Genomic DNA, 19,574 nt, shown 5'->3' with positions numbered 1-19,574 from the left:
GCATGGGGCATTCAGACGCGGGGGGCATCCGGACGCGGGGACATCCGTACTGAGGGGCAGGGACCATGGAGCGCGGTCAGCCCGCCGGACGGATTCGGCCGCGCCGGTCCTTCGTACCCGAGGCTCCCGGCACATGCGCCGCGTCCGCCGCCGAGGTGCCATGGGTCCAGCCCTCGGCGTCCGTCACCCCGCGCACCCGCGTCGCCACCGTCTCCGGGAACATCCGGTCCGTACGGTCCGCCACGGCCACATCCCGCGCCGCGAGCACGGGAAGCAACGCGTCACCGCCGTCGGCACCCCCTGCGCCGCCCTCGGCAGCCTGCTCCGTGACCTGTTCCGTGACCTGTTCCGTCGCCCTCGCCAGCCGTTCGCCGATGCGATGGGCGTACGCCATCAGGAACGACTGCCGGAAGGTCTTGGTCCGTTTGCGCCCCGACGCGCGTTGGGCCGCCTCCGCGCGGGTCATCGCCGAGGTCCCCTGCACCAGCAGGGACGTGTGGAGCAGTTCGACCGCCTCAAGGTCGGGCTCGAAGCCGACGACCGTCGAGAAGCCGAAGGCGCTGTTCCAGACCGCGCGACAGCGGTTCGCGGAGGCGACGGCATCGAGCAGGATCGCCTTGGCCGTCTCGTACGGAGCGTCCACCCCGATCCGGCACGCGCCGGGCACATCACCCCGGTGGGTCCGGTCGGCCAGCAGCGCCTCGTCGATGCTGTGCCGGGCCATCAGCTCCTGCGCCTTGGCGGTGAGCGCCTCCGCCTCCTGCGGGTAACCGGTCGCCTCCGCCTTGGCCAGCAGCGCGCGGATCCGGGTGAGCATGCGCGGCTCGCCGTCGGCGGCGGGCAGATGTACGGGCGTACCGGGCACCGGTCCCACGGACTCGATCGCGGGCAGCCGTATGAGGAGCAGGTACAGCTCCAGTACGGCGGTGGCGTACGAGAAGCGGTCGGCCCGGTAGGGCGCGGGCCCCGGACCTCGCCGCGCGCCCGGTTCCGGACCTCGCCGCGCGCCCGGTTCCGGACCTGGCCGCGCACCCGGTTCCGGCACGGGGTCGGCGCCGAGTTCGGCGAGCTGGGCGGCCCAGCGCGGCGGCAGCCGCTCGTACCGCCGCACCTCCGCCACGATCAGCTCGGTGGCCAGCCGTACGTGGTGGTCCTCCAGGTCGCGGCGTACGAGTCGTACGACATCGGCCGGCTGCCAGCCACGCTCCCAGGCCAGGCGTACGAACTGCTCGCCGCGCCGCCGCAGTTCCTCGTCGGCCGCCGGGTCGGCGGCGAGCAGTGAGGCGCCGGCGTCGATTCCGTCGAGCCCTGCGGCGCCTCGCGGGCCGTCACCGCCGCCCGTGGAACGCGCGGAGAGCACGGCGGCAAGGGCACGCTCGACGGTACGGACGGCCTCACCGGCCTCACCGGCGGCGCCCCGGTCGCCACCCTCACCGCCGGCGCCGCCATCGCGGCTGTCGCTCATGCCGTGCCCTCGGTGTGCTCCACGAACATGCGGGTGCCTCCTCTGATGTACTTCTTGCCGCGCCCTCGATGGTCCCAGGTCCACACCCCGAACCTTGTCCACAGGCTGTGGATATCGAACTGTCGCACGGGACGCCGGGTCTACGGTGGTACCTCCGACCGACGAGAGGACGTCCGTGGGCGAGAACAAGCGACGCATGCTGGCCGGCGAGTGGTATCTCCCCGACGACGAGGAGCTGGGGACGGACACCGAGCGCCGCTTCGCGCTCTGCGCGGCGTACAACGCGAACGGCGGCGCCGCACCGGCCGACCGCGCCAAGATCCTTGCGGAGCTGCTCGGTTCGGTGGGCGAGAATGTCCGTATCAGGCCGCCGTTCCAGTGCGACTACGGAAGCCATATCAGCGTCGGCGACCGTACGTTCGTCAACTTCAACGCGGTCTTCCTCGACGCCGCGCCGATCACCGTCGGCTCCGACGTACAGATCGGCCCGAACGTCCAACTGCTCACCCCCACCCACGAACTCGACACGGAACGCCGCCGTGCGGGCTGGGAGAAGGCCTCGCCGGTGACGATCGGCGACAACGTCTGGCTGGGCGGCGGGGTGATCGTCTGCCCAGGGGTGACGATCGGCGAGAACACCGTGGTGGGCGCGGGCTCGGTCGTGACGAAGGACCTCCCGGCGGGCGTGCTCGCGGTGGGAAACCCGGCGCGGGTGATACGCGAGTTGGAGAGCCGAGGCGACGCGGGCCGTGGGACATAGACGGGGACCGAGGACGCGGACGGGGACGCAGGCCGAGGACGCGGTGGTGGCCGATCGACCCCACCACCGCGCGTCTCGGCCTCACGACGACGCTATGTCACGGGCTCACGACGTCACTACGTCACGGCCTCACGATGTCGCTGCGTCACGGCGTCGCGGCATCACGACGTCACTACGTCACGGCGTCGCGGCATCAACGCGGCGCGTCATGGCATCGGCTCAACGCGTCACGCCCTCACGGCGTGATCACGAGCTTCCCGCCCGCATGGCCGCCCTCGCTGATCGCGTGCGCCTCCGCCGCGTCCGCCAGGGGGAAGACCCGCGCGATGTTCAGGCGGAGCGCGCCCTCGGCAGCCAGGCGGACATTCTCGGCCAGGCCCGCGCGCTTCTTCTCCAGCGACGTGCCCGACGAGTAGGGCACCCCGTACTTCCCGGCGTCCGGGTCGGCGATGGTGATGATCCGGTCCGTCGTACCGCCGCGCAATTCGATCGAGTCGGGCAGCGCCCCCTTGCCCGCCACGTCGAAGACCGCGTCCACCCCTTGGGGCGCGGCGGCGCGGACGCGTCCGACCAGACCGTCCCCGTACGCCACCGGGATCGCGCCCAGCGAGCGGACGTACTCGTGGTTGGCCGGGGCCGCCGTACCGATCACGGTGGTTCCACGGGCGACCGCCAGCTGTACGGCCATCGAACCGACCGAGCCCGCGGCGCCGTGCACCAGCAGGGTCTCGCCGTCCCGGACCGCGAGCTCGTCGAGCACCCGCCGGGCGGTCTCCCCCGCGACCGGGATCGCCGCGGCCTCGTCCCACCCCAGGGCGGCCGGTTTGGGTACGAGGGTCTCGGCCAGGGCGTACGGGGCGTAGGCGCCGGTGGCGGTCCATCCCAGCACCTCGTCGCCGACGGCGACCTCGGTGACTCCCTCGCCCCTCTCGTCCACGACCCCGGCGAATTCCAGACCGGGGATGGCGGGCAGGGGCGTGGCGAAGGCCTGTTCCATCCATCCGCGGCGGATCTTGTAGTCCAACGGGTTGACGCCCGCCGCCCGTACCGCCACCCGGATCTGACCGGGGCCGGGGTGCGGCTCCTCGACCTCCTTGACGTGCAGTACGTCGGGGCCGCCGAACTCCTCGAAAACGATCGCTTGCATTCCAGCCTCCATACGGCGCGCGGCCTCATACGGCGCGCGACTTCGCGAAACAGCGTGAAACCGCGTGAACCGGCCCGGATTTCCGGGCATGGCTCCTGAGTCGATCCTCCCGGTGCCCGGCCCGGCCCGCCTTTCGAACGGTTCCGTCCACCCGAAAGGTGGGCCTCCGCGCGGCCGGCGGATCGTGGGCGGCAGGAGCCGGGTGTCATACGGTCGCGGCGCGGCGTCCGAGCATCTCCCCGAGGCACGAGAGAAGGGCCGCGGCGCTGAAGGCGGCGCCCAGGGCGCAAGCGCCGGTCCACCCGGCGTGGGCCCAGACGAGGGAGGTGAGCGCCGAACCGGCGACGCCTCCGAGGAAGTACGCGGTCATGTAGAGCGAGTTCAGCCGGCTGCGCGCGGGTGGGTCGAGGGCGTACACCACGTTCTGATTGCTGATGTGCACCGCCTGCACCGCCAGGTCCAGCACCAGGACCCCGGCGAGCAGCCAGGCGAGTCCGTGTCGTCCTCCGGCCAGCAGAACCGCCCAGGAGGCCAGCAGGAGGATCGCGCCGCCGATGGTCACGGTGTGCACCAGCCCCCGGTCGGCCAGCCGTCCCGCGGCCGAAGCCGCGGCGGCTCCGGCGGCCCCGGCCAGCCCCATCAGGCCGATGGCCGCGGTGGACCAGCCGTATGGCGGTCCGGACAGCAGGAAGGTCAGCGAGACCCACAGCACCGTGAAGGCACCGAAACCCGATGCCCCGGTCAGGGTCCGCCAACGCAGCACCGGATGGTCGCGCAGCAGCAGGGCCATCGAGCGGAACGCGGCCAGGTAGGAAGCGCGTCCGGCGGCGGGGAAGAGCGGCAGTATGCGCCGCAGCAGCAGGGCCATCGCCAGCATCAGCACGGCGTTGACCCAGTAGACCGTGCGCCATCCGCCCAGCTCGGCGAGGCCGCCCGCGGCCGTTCTGGCCAGCAGAATGCCCAGCAGCAGCCCGGTCATGACGGTGCCCACCGCTCTGCCGCGCATCTCGGGCGATGCCATGGTCGCGGCGAACGGCACCATGACCTGCGCGCCGACGGAGCACAGTCCGGTCAGGGCGAGACCGGCGAACAGCAGGGGGACGTTCGGCGCGGCGGCGGTCCAGGCGAGCCCGACGGCCGTGGCGGCGCACAGCGTCACGGTGAGCCGACGCCGTTCCAGCAGGTCCCCCAGCGGTACGAGGAGCACCAGGCCGCACACGTAACCGAGCTGGCTCACGGTCACCACGAGCGCGGCCGTACCGGAACTCATCCCGAACCGCTGGGCCATGGTGTCGAGAAGCGGCTGGGCGAAATAGTTGCCCGCCACGGACAGACCGGTCGCGGTGGCCATGAGCAGCAGCGTGGAGCGCGTGAGGCCGCCGGCGACGTCGCGGCCGGTGACGTCGACGTCCACGGTGGCGTCCCGTGCGGCGCGCTTCATACGGGAGTCCCTTCAAGAGCTCCCGCTCCTGCTCCTGCTGCCCTGTTCATGAGCGGTGGAACTCCTTTCGCACTCCTGTGCCCAGGAGCGCTCCTCGACACTGATGCCCATCACTTCACCGGCGAACCGCGCCACGAGCGGTTCGCCGAGGCCTTCACCAGGTGCGCGTCCCGGTGCGTTCCGGCGCGCGTCCCGGCACGTCCTGGCACGTCCTGGCGCGCGTCCGGCGCGCGTCCCGGTCGTGCCCCCGGGCGTTGTCAGACCCTCCTGCGAGACTCGGCATCATGACCGAACGATGGGCCCTGGCCACGGCTGACGGCGGTGGCGCGCTGCTCGCTCCGCTGGGCGTGGACGGCCGACCGGCCGGGCCCGTACTGCGCGAGCCCGACCTCGTCGCGGCGGTCGGGGCACGGCTGCCGGAGGTCGGACGGTGGGTGTGGCGCTCCACCGCCGAGGTGTATCCACGCCTGCTCGCGGCGGGCGTGCGGGTCGAGCGGTGCTACGACATCGAGGCGGCGGAGCTGCTGCTGCTCGGCCACGAAGGACGGCTCGGCGAGCCCCGGTCGGCGGCGGCCGCCTGGGCCCGGCTGCGGAACGGACCGGTGCCGCCCGATCCGCCGCCGCGCTCGGCGGCACCGGGCTCGCAGTCCTCGTTGTTCGAGGCGCACGCGGGGGCGGACGTGCCGTTCGAGGGCCTGTTGGAGGTGTACGCGGAGCAGCAGCGACGGCATGCGGCAGCCGAACATCCCGGCCGGATGCGGCTGCTCACCGCGTCCGAGTCGGCCGGGATGCTGGTGGCCGCGGAGATGCACCGCGCGGGGCTGCCCTGGCGGGCGGATGTGCACCGGGAGGTGCTCAACGAGCTGCTGGGCGAGCGGTATGCGGGCGGGGGCGAGCCGCGGCGGCTGGCCGAGCTGGCGGAGGAGGTGTCGGCGGCGTTCGGGCGGCGGGTCAGACCCGACCTGCCCGCGGATGTGGTGAAGGCCTTCGCGCAGGCCGGCATCAAGGTGAGATCGACCCGGCGCTGGGAGCTGGAGGAGATCGGCCATCCGGCGGTGGAGCCACTGATCCAGTACAAGAAGCTGTACCGCATCTGGACGGCGCACGGCTGGAGTTGGCTCCAGGACTGGGTACGGGAGGGGCGGTTCAGGCCGGAGTATCTGCCGGGCGGCACGGTCTCCGGCCGCTGGACGACCAACGGCGGCGGGGCGCTCCAGATCCCCCGGGTGATCCGGCGCGCGGTCGTCGCCGACGAGGGCTGGCGGCTGGTGGTGGCGGACGCCGACCAGATGGAGCCCCGGGTGCTGGCCGCGATCTCCCGTGACCCGGGGCTGATGGAGGTGGCCGGACACGACGGCGATCTGTACACGGCACTGTCCGACCGGGCGTTCTCCGGCGACCGCGACCACGCGAAGCTCGCGCTGCTGGGGGCGATCTACGGGCAGACCTCCGGCGACGGGCTGAAGAATCTGGCGGCGCTGCGAAGAAGGTTCCCGCTGGCCGTGGCGTATGTGGACGACGCGGCACGCGCGGGCGAGGAGGGCAGGCTCGTACGGACCTGGCTCGGGCGGACAAGCCCGCGGGCGGCCGGGAGTGGGGACGACGACGAGGCCGGGATCCCCCAGGAGATGCCGTCCGGAACAGCCGGATCCGAGGACGGGAGTACGGGCGGGGGCGGCGACGGCGGTACGGGCGAACGGGCCTCGGGCGGTGGCGAGTTCACACCGGGCTACACCTCGTCGAACAGCCGGGCGCGCGGGCGCTTCACCCGCAATTTCGTCGTACAGGGCAGCGCGGCCGACTGGGCCCTGCTGATGCTGGCCGCGCTGCGGCAGGCGACCGCCGGGATGCGGGCGGAGCTGGTCTTCTTCCAGCACGACGAAGTGATCGTGCACTGCCCTGAGAAGGAGGCCGAGGCCGTGGTGGAGGCGATCCGCACGGCCGGGGAGGTGGCCGGGCGGATCGCGTTCGGGCAGACGCCGGTGCGGTTTCCGTTCACGACGGCGGCGGTGGAGCGCTACTCCGACGCGAAGTGACGGCACCGCCCCACGTACCGGCCCATGTGAGGAAGGGAGGACGCTTGGACCGGACACGAAGGCCGGGCGCGGTGCATCACTCCGCGACGACGGTCGTGGCAGCGCTGGTCGCCGTCCTGCCGGACTGATGGACGGCGCGTACGGCGACCTTGTGGGAGCCGGGAGAGAGCGTCGCCTTCGCGGACGTCGCTGAACCGGCGACGCTCGCGGCCACCTCGCCGTCGACCAGCAGTTCGTTCTTGGTGATCAGCGCCGCCGGGGTGGTCGCCGACCACTTCACGACGATGCCGCCCCCGGCGGAGTACGTCGAACCGGCGCGGCCCGTCCCCGTACCCGCACCTGAGCCCTTGCCCGATCTGATGGACTTGACGGCCAGACCGGACACGGGGCCCGCCGCCCAGGACCGGATGGCGGCCAGCTTGCGGTAGAAGGCGTCACCCGGACACTGGGTGTTGTAGCCGTCACGGTGTCCGTGGATGGCCCGGAAGGACTTCCGGGCACCCTTGGCCCAGGACCTGCCGAAGTGGTCACCGCCCCGGTCCCCCGCGGTGAGCGTGACGGTGCCGGCCGGGTCGACACCGTACTGACCGAGCTTCCAGGCGGCGACACGGGCGACCGAGGTCATGGCCGCCCTCGACGGTGCGACGGCGGCGTACGTACCGAGCACCGAGACGCCCGCCGTCTCGGTGTTGAAGCCATAGGCGTGAGCACCCGTCACCGGCCGGTCGACACCGCCCTTGCGGCCCTCGTAGACCCTGCCGCACTTGTCGACGAGGAAGTTGTAGCCGATGTCCTTCCAGCCCAGCTTCTTCACGTGGTACACGTACACCCCCCGCACCACGGCCGGGGCCTGCGCGCAGGTGTAGTCGTTGCTCTCGGCCGTGTGGTGGACGATCACCGCCTTGATCTTGCCGCCCGGCAGGTAGCCGGGCTTCTCGGGACTGATCGACTCGTCAGCGCCCCACTCGGACCGTGCGGTGATCGGCGGGCGCGGCGCGGACCCGCTGCCGGCCGCGCGGTGACCGGCGGATCCGGTATCGGCGCCGCCCCGTACGGAAGGGGAGGCGGACGACGCCACGCGCGCCGGTTCGGACGGCCTGCCGCCCTCGGGCCTCGCCGGTACCGGAGCCTTCGACGCCGGAGTCCCCGGTGCCGGGACTTGCGGTGCGGTGGCTCCCAACGCCGGGATTTCCAGCACCGGGGCCCCCGTCTCGTCAGCGGGGCCGAGGCCGAGGCCGAGATCGAGACCGGGTCCGGGTCCCCCGGACGTACCGGATTCCTGAGGGGCGGACCCAGCGGAACCGGAGGCGGCGAAAGCGGCGGTCTCCATCCTCAAGGCACTCCCCCGCCCCGGGCCGGCGCTCCCCCGACCCGGATCGATCATGGCCAGGCTGAGCCCAGCGGGCAGCCGCTCCGACGTCTTCCCGCCGCTGGTGACCCGTACCTCGACACCGTCGGAGGGCCCCACCCACGCGGGCTCGGTCCCTCCCCGCTCGGCCCCGCGCTCGCTCTGCCCGGTGTCACCGTCCAGCGTCAGCCAGCGGGACCACGCCCCGGACGCCACAGAACGAGTACGGGCCTCGACCCGGCCGTCCACGCGCGCGCCCGGGTCCCTCCACGTCACGCCCAGCATGCTGAAGCGCCCGGTGTCCCGCTGCGCGAGCACGGCGCTGCGCCCGTCCCCCCGACTCTCCAGCCCGGCCGACCGCACATACGCACGCACCGGCGCCGAACGCTTCCCGTCCTCGCCGCCACCGGACGCTCCCCGCCCGCCACCGGACGCCCCCGGAAGGACGAGAGCACCCGAGACACCGACCGCGGCAATGCCGGCGGCAATCCACAACCGACGCGACGTCACGCCGTTCCTCCCCAGTTGATACAGCGCGGAAGCATTACGCCCGACTCCTCTGCCAACCCGTTCGCCGACTGTTCGTCAACTCCTCCGCCAACTGATCAACCGGGGGCTCCGTGCTGCCGACTGCCGGAGATGGGCGCAATTCGCCGCGCACAGGAGGGAACAGGGGGACGCCTGTACGAACAGAGCCCGGCGGCGACTTCGGTACGACGCTTCCCGCATACGGTTCGAAGCTCGACAGCCCGAGCAGCCTCGTCCTGTCGGCATGGACGACCGCCCGCCTCTGCAACGGCAGCCACCAAACGGCCGCACCCGCTTCTGAGACCACAATGGAGACCACGGAAAGCCGGACGGCACGCACTCGGCGGCCGTCATGCCCGGACATGAAAAAACCCCAGGTCACGGCGAGTGAGTCCTGGGGTGATTCCGAGCCGCCTTCGGGATTCGAACCCGAGACCTACGCATTACGAGTGCGTTGCTCTGGCCAACTGAGCTAAGGCGGCGTGCCGTGTGCACCATGGTGCGATCAGCAGCGCGGCCAAGTCTACACAGTTTCGAGGGGTGCTCCGCACACCCTCGGCGTGGAGGGGTTCTCGCAGGTCAGGAGCACTTCTTGCCGGCAGTCGGAGGGGTGCCCTCCAGGAGGTAGGTGTTGATCGTCGTGTCGATGCAGTCACTGCCGCGGCCGTACGCCGTGTGGCCGTCGCCGTCGTAGGTGAGCAGGGTGCCGGAGGAGAGCTGGCGGGCCAGGGACTGGGCCCACTTGTACGGGGTGGCCGGGTCGCGGGTGGTGCCGACCACGACGATGGGCGCCGCGCCCTTCGCCTCGATGCGGTGGGGGGAACCGGTGGCCTTGGTGGGCCAGTAGGCGCAGTTCAGGGAGGCCCAGGCCAGGCCCTTGCCGAAGACCGGGGACGCCTTTTCGAAGGAGGGGAGGTCCTTGGCGACCGCTTCTGGGGCGGTGAAGCCGGGCGGGAGGTCCAGGCAGTTCACGGCGGAGTTGGCGTACATCAGGTTCGCGTACGAACCGTCGCTCTCGCGCTCGTAATAGGAGTCGGCCAGGGAGAGCAGGGCCGCGCCGTCGCCGTCCATGGCGCCGGCGAGTGCTTCGCGGAGCTGGGGCCAGCCGGACTCGTCGTACATCGCGGCGATCACGCCGGTCGTGGCGAGGGACTCCCCCAGCCGGCGGCTCTGGCCGGTCGGGACGGGCTTGGCGTCCACGGCCCTGAAGAAGGCCTTCATACGGTTCGAGGCGTCGGCGGCGGAGGTCGTGCCGAGCGGGCAGTCGGTCTGCTTGACGCAGTCCTTGGCGAAGGACTGGAAGGCCGTCTCGAAGCCGCCGGTCTGATCGCGGTTCAGGTCACGGGCCGGCAGGGACGGGTCCATCGCGCCGTCGAGGACGAGGCGGCCGGTGCGCTTGGGGAACAGCTCCGCGTACGTCGCACCGAGGAAGGTGCCGTACGAGGCGCCGACGTACGACAGCTTCCTGTCGCCCAGCGTGGCGCGGAAAATGTCCATGTCGCGGGCCGCTTCGACCGTGGAGACGTGCGGGAGGATCTTGCCGGACCGCTTCTCGCAGCCCTGGGCGAACTTCTTGAACGACCCGGCCAGCCGCGTCGTCTCGGCCCGGTCGTCGGGTGTCTGGTCGACCTGGGTGTAGGCGTCCATCTCCTTGCCGCTGAGGCATTCGACGGGCTCACTGCGGGCGACGCCGCGCGGGTCGATGGCCGCCATGTCGTACCGGGCCCGGACCTGGGCCGGGTAGCCGATGCCCGCGTACGTCTGGAGGTAGCCGATGGCCGTGCCGCCGGGGCCGCCCGGGTTGACGAGGAGGGAACCGAGACGCTTGCCGGGACCGGTCGCCTTCTTGCGGGACACGGCCAGCTTGATCTCCGTACCGTCCGGCTTGGTGTAGTCGAGCGGTGCCTTCATCGTGGCGCACTGGAAACCGGGGACTCCGCACCCGCGCCACGTGAGCTTCTGGTCGTAGTACTTCTTCAGGGCGGCCTGATCCACGGCCACCGAGCCCGGAGCCGCTCCGGAAGCCCCGTCCGAAGCCGATGCCTCGGACGGCGATTTTCCGGAGCTGCATCCGGAGATCAGCAGACCGGCTGCCACGAACGCGGTGGCGGAGAGACGGAGCAGGCGCCTGGTGTCCATCCAGGGAGACTAGCCGCCGGACCGCCCGCGCCACCTCTCCGCACTCGTACGGGTGAGTACGCCTATGATCAGCCCGCCCGCAGCGACACCGCCATGGCCTCCACCGCCAGCAGCGGCGCCACATTGCGGTCCAGCGCCTGCCGGCAGGCGCCGATCGCCTCTATCCGGCGCAGCGTCCGCTCCGGTGTCGAGGCATGGGCGATCCGGTCCAGAGCGTCCTGTACGTCCCCGTTGGCGAGCGCGACCCGCGAGCCCATCTGGAGGGCGAGTACGTCGCGGTAGAAGCCCGTCAGGTCGGTGAGGGCGAGATCGAGGCTGTCGCGCTGGGTACGGGTGGAGCGGCGTTTCTGACGATCCGCCAGATCCTTCATCACACCCGCCGTGCCCCGGGGCATACGGCCGCCCGCCGAGGCGCCGAGCGCGGCCTTCATGTCCTCGGTCTCCTTGCCGTCGACATCCTCGGCGACCTGCTTGGCGTCCTCCGTGGCGGCGTCGATCAACTCCTGCGCCGCCCTGAGGCAGCCGCCGATGTCGTCCACCCGCAGGGGCATCTTGAGAACCGTGGCCCGGCGGGCGCGGGCCCGCTCGTCGGTGGCGAGGCGGCGGGCCCGGTCGATGTGTCCCTGGGTGGCCTGTGCGGCCGCGTGGGCGGCCTCCGGCGCGATGCCGTCGCGCCGGATCAGGAAATCGGCGACGGCCGCCACGGGTGGGGTGCTCAGGACGAGATGGCGGCAGCGGGAGCGGATCGTGGGCAGGACGTCCTCCTGAGAGGGCGCGCAGAGCAGCCAGACCGTACGGGGCGCGGGCTCCTCCACCGCCTTCAGCAGGACATTGCCGGCGCCCTCGGTGAGGCGGTCGGCATCCTCCAGCACGATGACCTGCCAACGGCCGACGGCCGGGGAGAGCTGGGCGCGGCGCACCAGCTCACGGGTCTCCTTGACACCGATGGAGAGCAGGTCGGTACGGATCACCTCGACGTCGGCGTGCGTGCCGATCAGGCTCGTGTGACAGCCGTCGCAGAATCCGCAGCCCGGCTCTCCGCCGAGCGCGCGGTCGGGGCTGGTGCACTGAAGAGCGGCGGCGAAGGCGCGGGCCGCGGTGGCACGGCCCGAGCCGGGCGGGCCGGTGAACAGCCAGGCGTGCGTCATCTTCGACACCTCGGGCGGCGCGGCGCGCGAGGCTTCGGCGGTCACGCGCGCGTCGGCGTCGCGGGCGGCGGCGGCGAGCGCCACCTGAACGCGGTCCTGCCCCACCAGCTCGTCCCATACGGTCATGCGCCGTCACCCCTCCGTGCCATGTGCTGCCTCACGCCTCACGCCCCACACCTCGTGCCTCGTCGCGCGCCCGTGTGCCGTCACCTCGCGGTGGCTCCACCGCGGATCGCGTCGGTCGGTCGCCCAGATCGTTCGGTCACTCGGAATCCATTGTGGGGGCCGGGGTCTGACAGTCCGGCCCCACCGGCGCGAATACGCCCCATACGACGGAGCACCGCCGGGATCTGTCACGGCCCGGCGGTGCCCTGGGTGCCAGCGTGCCGGGGCGAAGATCCGCCCGACACGCCCTGGTGACGCCACCTGCTAGCGGTGGCGCCTGCCCCTGCTGTCGTCTCCGTCGTCACCGTCACGCGGGCCGAGCAGTTCGTCCGCCAGAGACGGGAGGTCGTCCAGCGGGGTCTCCTCCGCCCAGTCCGAGCGGCGGCGCGGGCGCTCGGGCTCACGCTCCGGCGCACGCCCGGACCCACGCCCCGGGATCTCCCGCTCCGGCGTGGCCTCCGGGTTGAAGTGCGGCAGCTCAAGCTCCCGGGTGCGCTCGTTGGGGTTCTCCTCGGACGACGACGGGGCGCCTTCGCGGAAGAAGCCCGGCGGCACACGGTCGGCCGGATCGGCGTCGCGTACGGGCGGGAGTACGGCGGTCTCGTCAGCGGCACGCGTCTCCCGCGCACCCCTGGAATCCCACGCACCCCTGGACTCCCACGGGCCTCCGGAGTCCCGCACTCCACCTGAGTTCTGCGCGTCCCTCGGATCCCGTATGCCCTGGGCGCCACCCGAGTCCCGCGAGTCCCCCGCGTTTCGTCCGTCCCGCGGACCCCGGTCCTGGCCCCGGTCCCGGTCCTGACCCCGGTCCTGGCCCCGATCCCGATCCCGGTCCTGATCCCGGTCCCGGTCCCGGTCCCGTACCGACGGAAACACCGCTGTCTCGTCCGCGTCCCGCCCCTCCGTCGGCCGCGCGTCCTCCGGACGTACCGCCGGAACCTCCTGCGTCACGTCGTCCGGAGCGATCTCCGGCTTCCGGAGGTTGTGCCGGACGACCGGCGTCGGAACCGTGATCTCGTTCGGCGAGAGCTCCCGGCCCGGGTCCGCGGCAGATTCGGCGGCTGCCGACTCCTCCGAGAGCCGACGTGCCTCCTCGGCCCTGACCAGCGCCTCCTCGGCCTTGCGCTGCTTCTCTCGGCGGCGCTCCTCGGCCTCCACGCGGAGCCTGGCCTCTTCCTGGGCCTGCTTCCTGAGGCGCTCCTGCTCCGCCTCGTACGCCTTCTCCTCGGCCTCCCGGCGCTTGCGCTCCTCCTCGGCCCTCCGGCTCTCTTCCTCCGCGCGCCGCCTGGCCTCCTCCGCCTGCCGCTCGGCCTCGCGCTGGCGCGCCTCCTCCAGCTCGCGCCGCTTGCGCTCCTCCTCCTCGGCGCGGAGCTTGGCGAGCTGCGCCTGTCGCTCACGCTCCAGCCGCTCCTCCTCCGCCTTGCGGGCGGCCTCTTCCTCGGCCTTGCGGCGGGCCTCCTCGATGGCGGCCTTCCGCGCCTCCTCCTGGGCCTTCACCTCGGCCTCGGAGAGCGGCAGCAGCTGGTCGAGCCGGTGCCGTACGACCGTGGTGACCGCCGCGGGCTCCTGGCCCGCGTCCACGACGAGATAGCGCGCGGGGTCGGCCGCGGCAAGGGTGAGGAAGGCGGACCGTACCCGCTGATGGAACTCCGCGGGCTCGGACTCCAGCCGGTCGGGCGCCTCAGTGAAGCGCTCCCGCGCCGTCTCCGGGGAGACGTCGAGCAGCACCGTGAGATGCGGTACGAGACCGTCCGTCGCCCAGCGCGAGATACGGGCGATCTCCGTCGGCGAGAGATCACGGCCCGCGCCCTGATACGCCACGGACGAGTCGATGTAGCGGTCGGAGATGACGACCGCACCGCGCTCCAGGGCCGGGCGTACGACCGAGTCGACATGCTCGGCGCGGTCGGCGGCGTACAGCAGAGCCTCCGCCCGGTTCGACAGACCGGCGCTCGACACGTCCAGGAGGATCGAACGGAGCCGCTTGCCGATCGGAGTGGCACCCGGCTCACGGGTGACCACCACTTCGTGGCCCTTGGCGCGAATCCAGTCCGCGACTGCCTCGACCTGGGTGGACTTGCCGGCGCCGTCGCCGCCTTCCAACACGAGGAAGAAGCCGGTGGCCGTCTGGACCTGCGCCGGATCGGCGCCACCGCGCAGCGCGTCACGCAGATCGCGCCGGAGCGGCACGCCGGAACGGTCGTCCGTCTTCGCGAGGACGACCGCCGCGACGGGCAGCAGCAGCGCGCCGACCAGCATCAGCGTGAAGGCTGCGCCGTCATGCGCGAAGACGAAACTGCCGCCGGCGAGGCGGTGCGGGCCGATGGCCGCGGCGACGAGGGGGGCGACGACCACGCCGAGTGCGATGGAGACCCTGACGACGGCATGCAGGTGTTCGGTGACTCGGGGACGACGGTACTCCTCCGTCTCCAGGTCGATAAGAGCGTGGCCGGTATGCGCCACGACACCGGCCGCGAAGCCCGCGAAGAGCGCGAGGAACAGCACCGTCGCCATGTCCGGTACGAACCCCATGACAAGCAGCACGATGCCGGTGACCGTGATCGCCAACGGGAGCAGACGACGCCGCGACAGCGTGGGCAGCACCTTCGCGGCACCGCGGATCCCGAGTGCCGTACCGCCGGTCAGGGCGAGGACCAGCAGGGCGAAGGCGACGGGGCCGCCGCCGATGTCCTTGGCCTGGAGTACGGAGACGGACACGGCGGCCGCGACCGCTCCGGCCACGGCGGCACAGGCGAGCACGAGCAGCGACACCGCGCCCGTACGGCCCTTGTCCGCGCCACCGCTCCCGGCACCGGCGGGGCGGCGCAGTCCTTCGAGCGGGGAACGCGGGCGGGGCGTGTGTCCGTCGGGCAGTTCGAGGAAGTACAGGACGGAGACGGACGCGGCGAACAGTCCGGCCGCGACATACGAGCCGAGAGCCGCCTGGTGCAGCGAGAACCACCCGATGCCCGTGCCGAGCAGGTTGCCGATCAATGTGGCGACGAGCAGAACCGCCGCGGCGACGGGCACCGCGAGAAAGGTCGTACGGAGAGAGAGGCGGCGCAGCGCGTCGAGGTGGTCGGGCAGCGGCCGTACGGCGGCGCCCTCCAGCGGGGGCGGCGGAAGCAGCGCGGGGGCCGCGCTCTCCTTGGCGACCGTCCAGAAACGCTCGGCGACACCGACGACGAAGACCGTGCTGAGAAGGACCGGGAGCGCGCGGCCGGGGCTCCAGTCGAGCCACAGCGGCGCGATCATGAGGAGTGCGAGGCGCAGTACGTCCGCGACGATCATCGTCCAGCGGCGGTCCAGGGGACCGCCGTCCTTGGCGGACTTGGCCGACTTGGCGGACTTGGCCGGCGCGGACGGCTTCCCGGCCGTCTCGGCGCTCGCCGCACCCTCGCCGTCCAGGGTGGGCTTGGCGCCTACCGGCGAGGCTCCGCCCACCTTCGTGGCGCCACCGGCCGGCGGGACGGCACCCGTCGCCCCGGCTTCACTCGTGGGCTCCGCCGCACCCGCGGTCTTCCTGGCCCCTGCGGCTCCCGCCGTCCCCGTCGCGCCCGTGCTCGGCGCGATCAGCGCCGACAGCGGGCCGAGGAGCACGGCTCCGAACAGCAGCGTCGCGAGAATGCGGGCGCCGAACACCGCGGCGACGGCAAATGCCACGCCCCTGTATCCGGCACCGAACGAGCCCTCGGCGATCGCCGCCTGCAACGACAGCAGCAGAAGCACGAGAAGGGCGAGTACGTCGCCGACACCGCCGACGAGTTGAGCACCCCACAACCGCCGCAGCGGAGGTAGGCGCAACAAAGATCGTACGGCGCGCTCTCGTGAGTCTGCGGCAAGTGCGTCGGAGTCGGAGGTGGGGCTCACGACCGTTGGCTGCTCGGCTCGCGTCATCCGCCCAGCCTAGCCGGAGCCACCGACAAGCCTTGCGACGGCATCCGAACAAACGACCATGTGACGGCCACGTCAGACCGCGTGACACCTGTGACAGGTGGGACGAGAGAGTCCGGGAGGGCACTGCCCCGATCTCCGGCAGAGGCCCGGGAAGGCACTGCCCCTCACCCGGCAGAGTCCGGGAGGGCACTGCCCCGATCCCCGACAGAGTCCGGGAGGGCACTTGCCCCTCCTCAGCCGACCATCCGCCTACCTGTCCGCGCCCGTCCGTCCTGCGCGCCTGCCCCTAGTGTCCGGCTTCGACACTGTCCCTACGTGTCCGACTTCGCCGAGGACGATGCCGACGCCGACTTCGCGGCCGTCTTCTTGGCGGTCGTCTTCTTCGCCGCCGTCTTGGCCGTCGTCGTCTTCTTCGCGGCGGTCTTCTTCGCCGTCGTCGCCTTCTTCGCCGGGGCCTTCTTGGCCGGAGCCTTCTTCGCCGCCTTCTTGGCCGACTTCTTCGCCGGACCCTTGGCGCGCTTCTCCGCGAGCAGCTCGTAACCCCGCTCCGGAGTGATCTCCTCGACGCTGTCGTCGGTCCGCAGCGTCGCGTTCGTCTCGCCGTCCGTGACGTACGGCCCGAAGCGGCCGTCCTTCACCACGACCGGACGCTCGCTCACCGGGTCCGTGCCCAGTTCCTTCAGCGGCGGCTTGGCCGCGGCCCGGCCCCGCTGCTTCGGCTGGGCGTAGATCGCCAGCGCCTCTTCCACCGTGATGTTGAAGAGCTGGTCCTCGGTCTCCAGCGACCGCGAGTCCGTGCCCTTCTTCAGATACGGGCCGTACCGGCCGTTCTGCGCGGTGATCTCGACACCCTCGGCGTCCTCGCCGACCACCCGCGGCAGCGACATCAGCTTCAGGGCTTCGGCGAGCGTGACCGTGTCCAGGGACATCGACTTGAAGAGGGAGGCCGTACGCGGCTTGACCGCGTTCTTGCCGGTCTTCGGAGTGCCGTCCGGGAGGATCTCGGTGACATACGGCCCGTAGCGGCCGTCCTTCGCCACGATCTCGTTGCCGCTCACCGGGTCCGTACCCAGCTCGAAGTCGCCGCTCGGCTTGGCCAGCAGCTCCTCGGCGTACGTGACCGTCAGCTCGTCCGGCGCCAGCTCCTCCGGCACATCGGCGCGCTGATGGCCCTCCTGGTCCTTCTCACCGCGCTCGACGTACGGGCCGTACCGCCCGACGCGCAGCATGATGCCGTCGCCGACGGGGAACGAGGAGATCTCGCGCGCGTCGATCGCGCCGAGGTCCGTGACCAGCTCCTTGAGGCCGCCGAGGTGGTCGCCGTCACCGTTGCCCGCGCCCGAGGCGAGGCCCGCGTTCTCGTCGCCCTCGCCGAAGTAGAAGCGCCTCAGCCACGGCACCGCCTGGGCTTCGCCCTGCGCGATGCGGTCGAGGTCGTCCTCCATCTTGGCCGTGAAGTCGTAGTCGACCAGTCGGCCGAAGTGTGTCTCCAGCAGGTTGACCACGGCGAACGACAGGAACGACGGGACGAGCGCCGTCCCCTTCTTGAACACATAGCCGCGGTCGAGGATGGTGCCGATGATCGAGGCGTACGTCGACGGGCGGCCGATCTCGCGCTCTTCCAGCTCCTTGACCAGCGAGGCCTCGGTGTAGCGGGCCGGCGGCTTGGTGGCGTGACCGTCGACCGAGAGCTCCTCGGAGGAGAGGGCGTCACCCTCGGCGACCTGCGGCAGCCTGCGCTCGCGGTCGTCCAGCTCAGCATTCGGGTCGTCGGCGCCTTCGACGTAGGCCTTCATGAAGCCGTGGAAGGTGATCGTCTTGCCGGAGGCGGAGAATTCCGCGTCCCGGCCGTCGCTCGACCGGCCGCCGATCTTGACGGTGACGCTGTTGCCGACCGCGTCCTTCATCTGAGAGGCGACGGTCCGCTTCCAGATCAGCTCGTAGAGCCTGAACTGGTCGCCGGACAGACCGGTCTCCGCCGGCGTACGGAAGCGGTCGCCCGAGGGACGGATCGCCTCGTGCGCCTCCTGCGCGTTCTTGACCTTCCCGGCGTACGTACGCGGCTTGTCCGGCAGATAGCTCGCGCCGTACAACTGCGTGACCTGCGCACGGGCCGCCGAGACCGCGGTGTCCGAGAGGACCGTCGAGTCCGTACGCATATAGGTGATGAAGCCGTTCTCGTACAGCTTCTGCGCGACCTGCATCGTCGACTTCGCCCCGAAGCCCAGCTTGCGCGAGGCCTCCTGCTGGAGGGTCGTCGTACGGAAGGGGGCGTACGGGGAGCGGCGGTACGGCTTGGACTCGACCGAGCGCACGGCGAACGAGGCGTTCTCCAGCGCGGCGGCGAGAGCCCGTGCGTTCGCCTCGTCCAGATGCAGCACCTGGTCGGACTTGAGCCGGCCGTCGGAGCCGAAGTCACGGCCCTGGGCGACACGGCGGCCGTCGACCGAGTTCAGCCGGGCGACCAGCGACGACGGGTCGGAGGCGTCACCGGCGCGGCCGGTGGAGAACGTGCCGGTCAGATCCCAGTACTCGGCGGAGCGGAAGGCGATGCGCTCGCGTTCGCGCTCGACGACGAGCCGGGTCGCGACGGACTGGACGCGGCCGGCGGAGAGGCCGCGCATCACCTTCTTCCACAGGACCGGCGAGACCTCGTAGCCGTACAGCCGGTCGAGGATTCGGCGGGTCTCCTGGGCGTCGACCATGCGCGAGTTCAACTCGCGCGGGTTGGCGACGGCGGCCCGGATCGCCTCTTTGGTGATCTCGTGGAAGACCATCCGGTGGACCGGGACCTTGGGCTTGAGGACTTCCTGGAGGTGCCACGCGATGGCCTCGCCCTCGCGGTCCTCATCCGTGGCGAGATAGAGCTCGTCGGATTCGGCCAGCAGCTCCTTGAGCTTCCTGACCTGGGCCTTCTTGTCGGCGTTGACGACGTAGATCGGCTGGAAGTCATGTTCGACGTCCACGCCGAGGCGGCGCACCTCGCCGGTGTACTTCTCGGGCACCTCGGCGGCGCCGTTCGGGAGGTCGCGGATGTGCCCGACGCTCGCCTCGACGACATAGCCGGGGCCGAGGTAGCCCTTGATCGTCTTCGCCTTGGCAGGCGACTCGACGATGACGAGTCGGCGGCCGCCGTGTGCGGTCTCGCTGGTCGGGGACAACTTCGCTCTTCTCTCCGGTCGATGCTCGGTGGGCCCGTACGGCAGTACGTCAGTACGTCATGGTGGGCGCGGTGCTGCCCAGCGGTGACGCTGCTTCGCTGCGGAGTGTGACGGTACAACCCGCCCCCGTGTCAAACGGCAAAAGCCCGCAACGGCCACTCGAACGGTAACCCGACTCCAGGCATTCCTGCCGCCCGGACCCCGTGCCCGCCACGTCGGACGACGCTCACCGTGGTTCCGCCGGAGGATACGGAGGCCGTTCCTCCGGCGGGCCCGCAGACGCGTCCCGCGCAGGTCCGGCGGCCTTGGGGCGCCGCCCGCCGACCTGTGTCGATCATG

General features: G+C 71.6%; 10 protein-coding genes and 1 tRNA gene. 2 read left to right on the top strand and 9 right to left on the bottom strand.

What is annotated here, in order from left to right; all coding sequences use genetic code 11:
• Positions 1-76: 76 nt before the first annotated feature.
• Positions 77-1,465: a DUF2786 domain-containing protein gene (locus tag ACIOJD_RS32805; RefSeq protein ID WP_401919914.1), complete on the bottom strand. Its 1,389-nt coding sequence runs from the start codon at positions 1,463-1,465 to the stop codon at positions 77-79.
• Between the two features lie 175 nt (positions 1,466-1,640).
• On the opposite strand from ACIOJD_RS32805, the gene ACIOJD_RS32800 reads away from it, so the two are divergent.
• Positions 1,641-2,225, top strand: a complete 585-nt coding sequence (locus tag ACIOJD_RS32800) for a sugar O-acetyltransferase (RefSeq protein WP_401919912.1) — start codon at positions 1,641-1,643, stop codon at positions 2,223-2,225.
• Positions 2,226-2,460: 235 nt separating this feature from the next.
• On the opposite strand, the gene ACIOJD_RS32795 is transcribed toward ACIOJD_RS32800, so the two are convergent.
• A complete protein-coding gene (locus ACIOJD_RS32795; RefSeq protein WP_401919910.1) occupies positions 2,461-3,372 on the bottom strand; it encodes an NADP-dependent oxidoreductase in 912 nt (303 codons plus the stop codon).
• Between the two features lie 205 nt (positions 3,373-3,577).
• Complete coding sequence (locus tag ACIOJD_RS32790) at positions 3,578-4,813, bottom strand: MFS transporter (RefSeq protein WP_401919908.1); 1,236 nt, start codon at positions 4,811-4,813, stop codon at positions 3,578-3,580.
• Positions 4,814-5,097: 284 nt separating this feature from the next.
• Here ACIOJD_RS32790 and ACIOJD_RS32785 point away from each other — a divergent pair, with 284 nt between their 5' ends.
• Positions 5,098-6,849, top strand: a complete 1,752-nt coding sequence (locus ACIOJD_RS32785) for a bifunctional 3'-5' exonuclease/DNA polymerase (RefSeq protein ID WP_401919907.1) — start codon at positions 5,098-5,100, stop codon at positions 6,847-6,849.
• Positions 6,850-6,925: 76 nt separating this feature from the next.
• Here the strand turns inward: ACIOJD_RS32785 and ACIOJD_RS32780 are convergent, their stop codons facing one another.
• The 6 genes from ACIOJD_RS32780 to topA form a co-directional block, all read right to left on the bottom strand.
• The gene (locus ACIOJD_RS32780; protein WP_401919906.1) at positions 6,926-8,473 is read right to left on the bottom strand and encodes an N-acetylmuramoyl-L-alanine amidase; all 1,548 of its coding nucleotides are present in this window, start codon (positions 8,471-8,473) and stop codon (positions 6,926-6,928) included.
• A gap of 660 nt (positions 8,474-9,133) precedes the next feature.
• Positions 9,134-9,207, bottom strand: a tRNA-Thr gene (locus tag ACIOJD_RS32775).
• Positions 9,208-9,304: 97 nt separating this feature from the next.
• Entirely contained in the window at positions 9,305-10,864 is a 1,560-nt protein-coding gene (locus ACIOJD_RS32770; RefSeq protein WP_401919905.1) for an alpha/beta hydrolase, read from the bottom strand.
• A 68-nt stretch (positions 10,865-10,932) separates the two neighbouring features.
• A complete protein-coding gene (locus tag ACIOJD_RS32765; RefSeq protein ID WP_401919904.1) occupies positions 10,933-12,138 on the bottom strand; it encodes a DNA polymerase III subunit delta' in 1,206 nt (401 codons plus the stop codon).
• Positions 12,139-12,441: 303 nt separating this feature from the next.
• Positions 12,442-15,981, bottom strand: a complete 3,540-nt coding sequence (tmk, locus tag ACIOJD_RS32760; RefSeq protein ID WP_401919903.1) for a dTMP kinase — start codon at positions 15,979-15,981, stop codon at positions 12,442-12,444.
• A 404-nt stretch (positions 15,982-16,385) separates the two neighbouring features.
• Positions 16,386-19,235, bottom strand: coding sequence for a type I DNA topoisomerase (gene topA, locus ACIOJD_RS32755; RefSeq protein ID WP_401919901.1), 2,850 nt, complete (start codon positions 19,233-19,235; stop codon positions 16,386-16,388).
• Positions 19,236-19,574 lie beyond the last annotated feature (339 nt).

Origin of the sequence: Streptomyces sp. NPDC088116 (assembly GCF_044741745.1) — a bacterium.
Lineage (GTDB): Bacteria > Actinomycetota > Actinomycetes > Streptomycetales > Streptomycetaceae > Streptomyces.
Note: the sequence above shows the minus strand (reverse complement) of the source record. Positions and strands in the feature narration are given on the sequence as shown.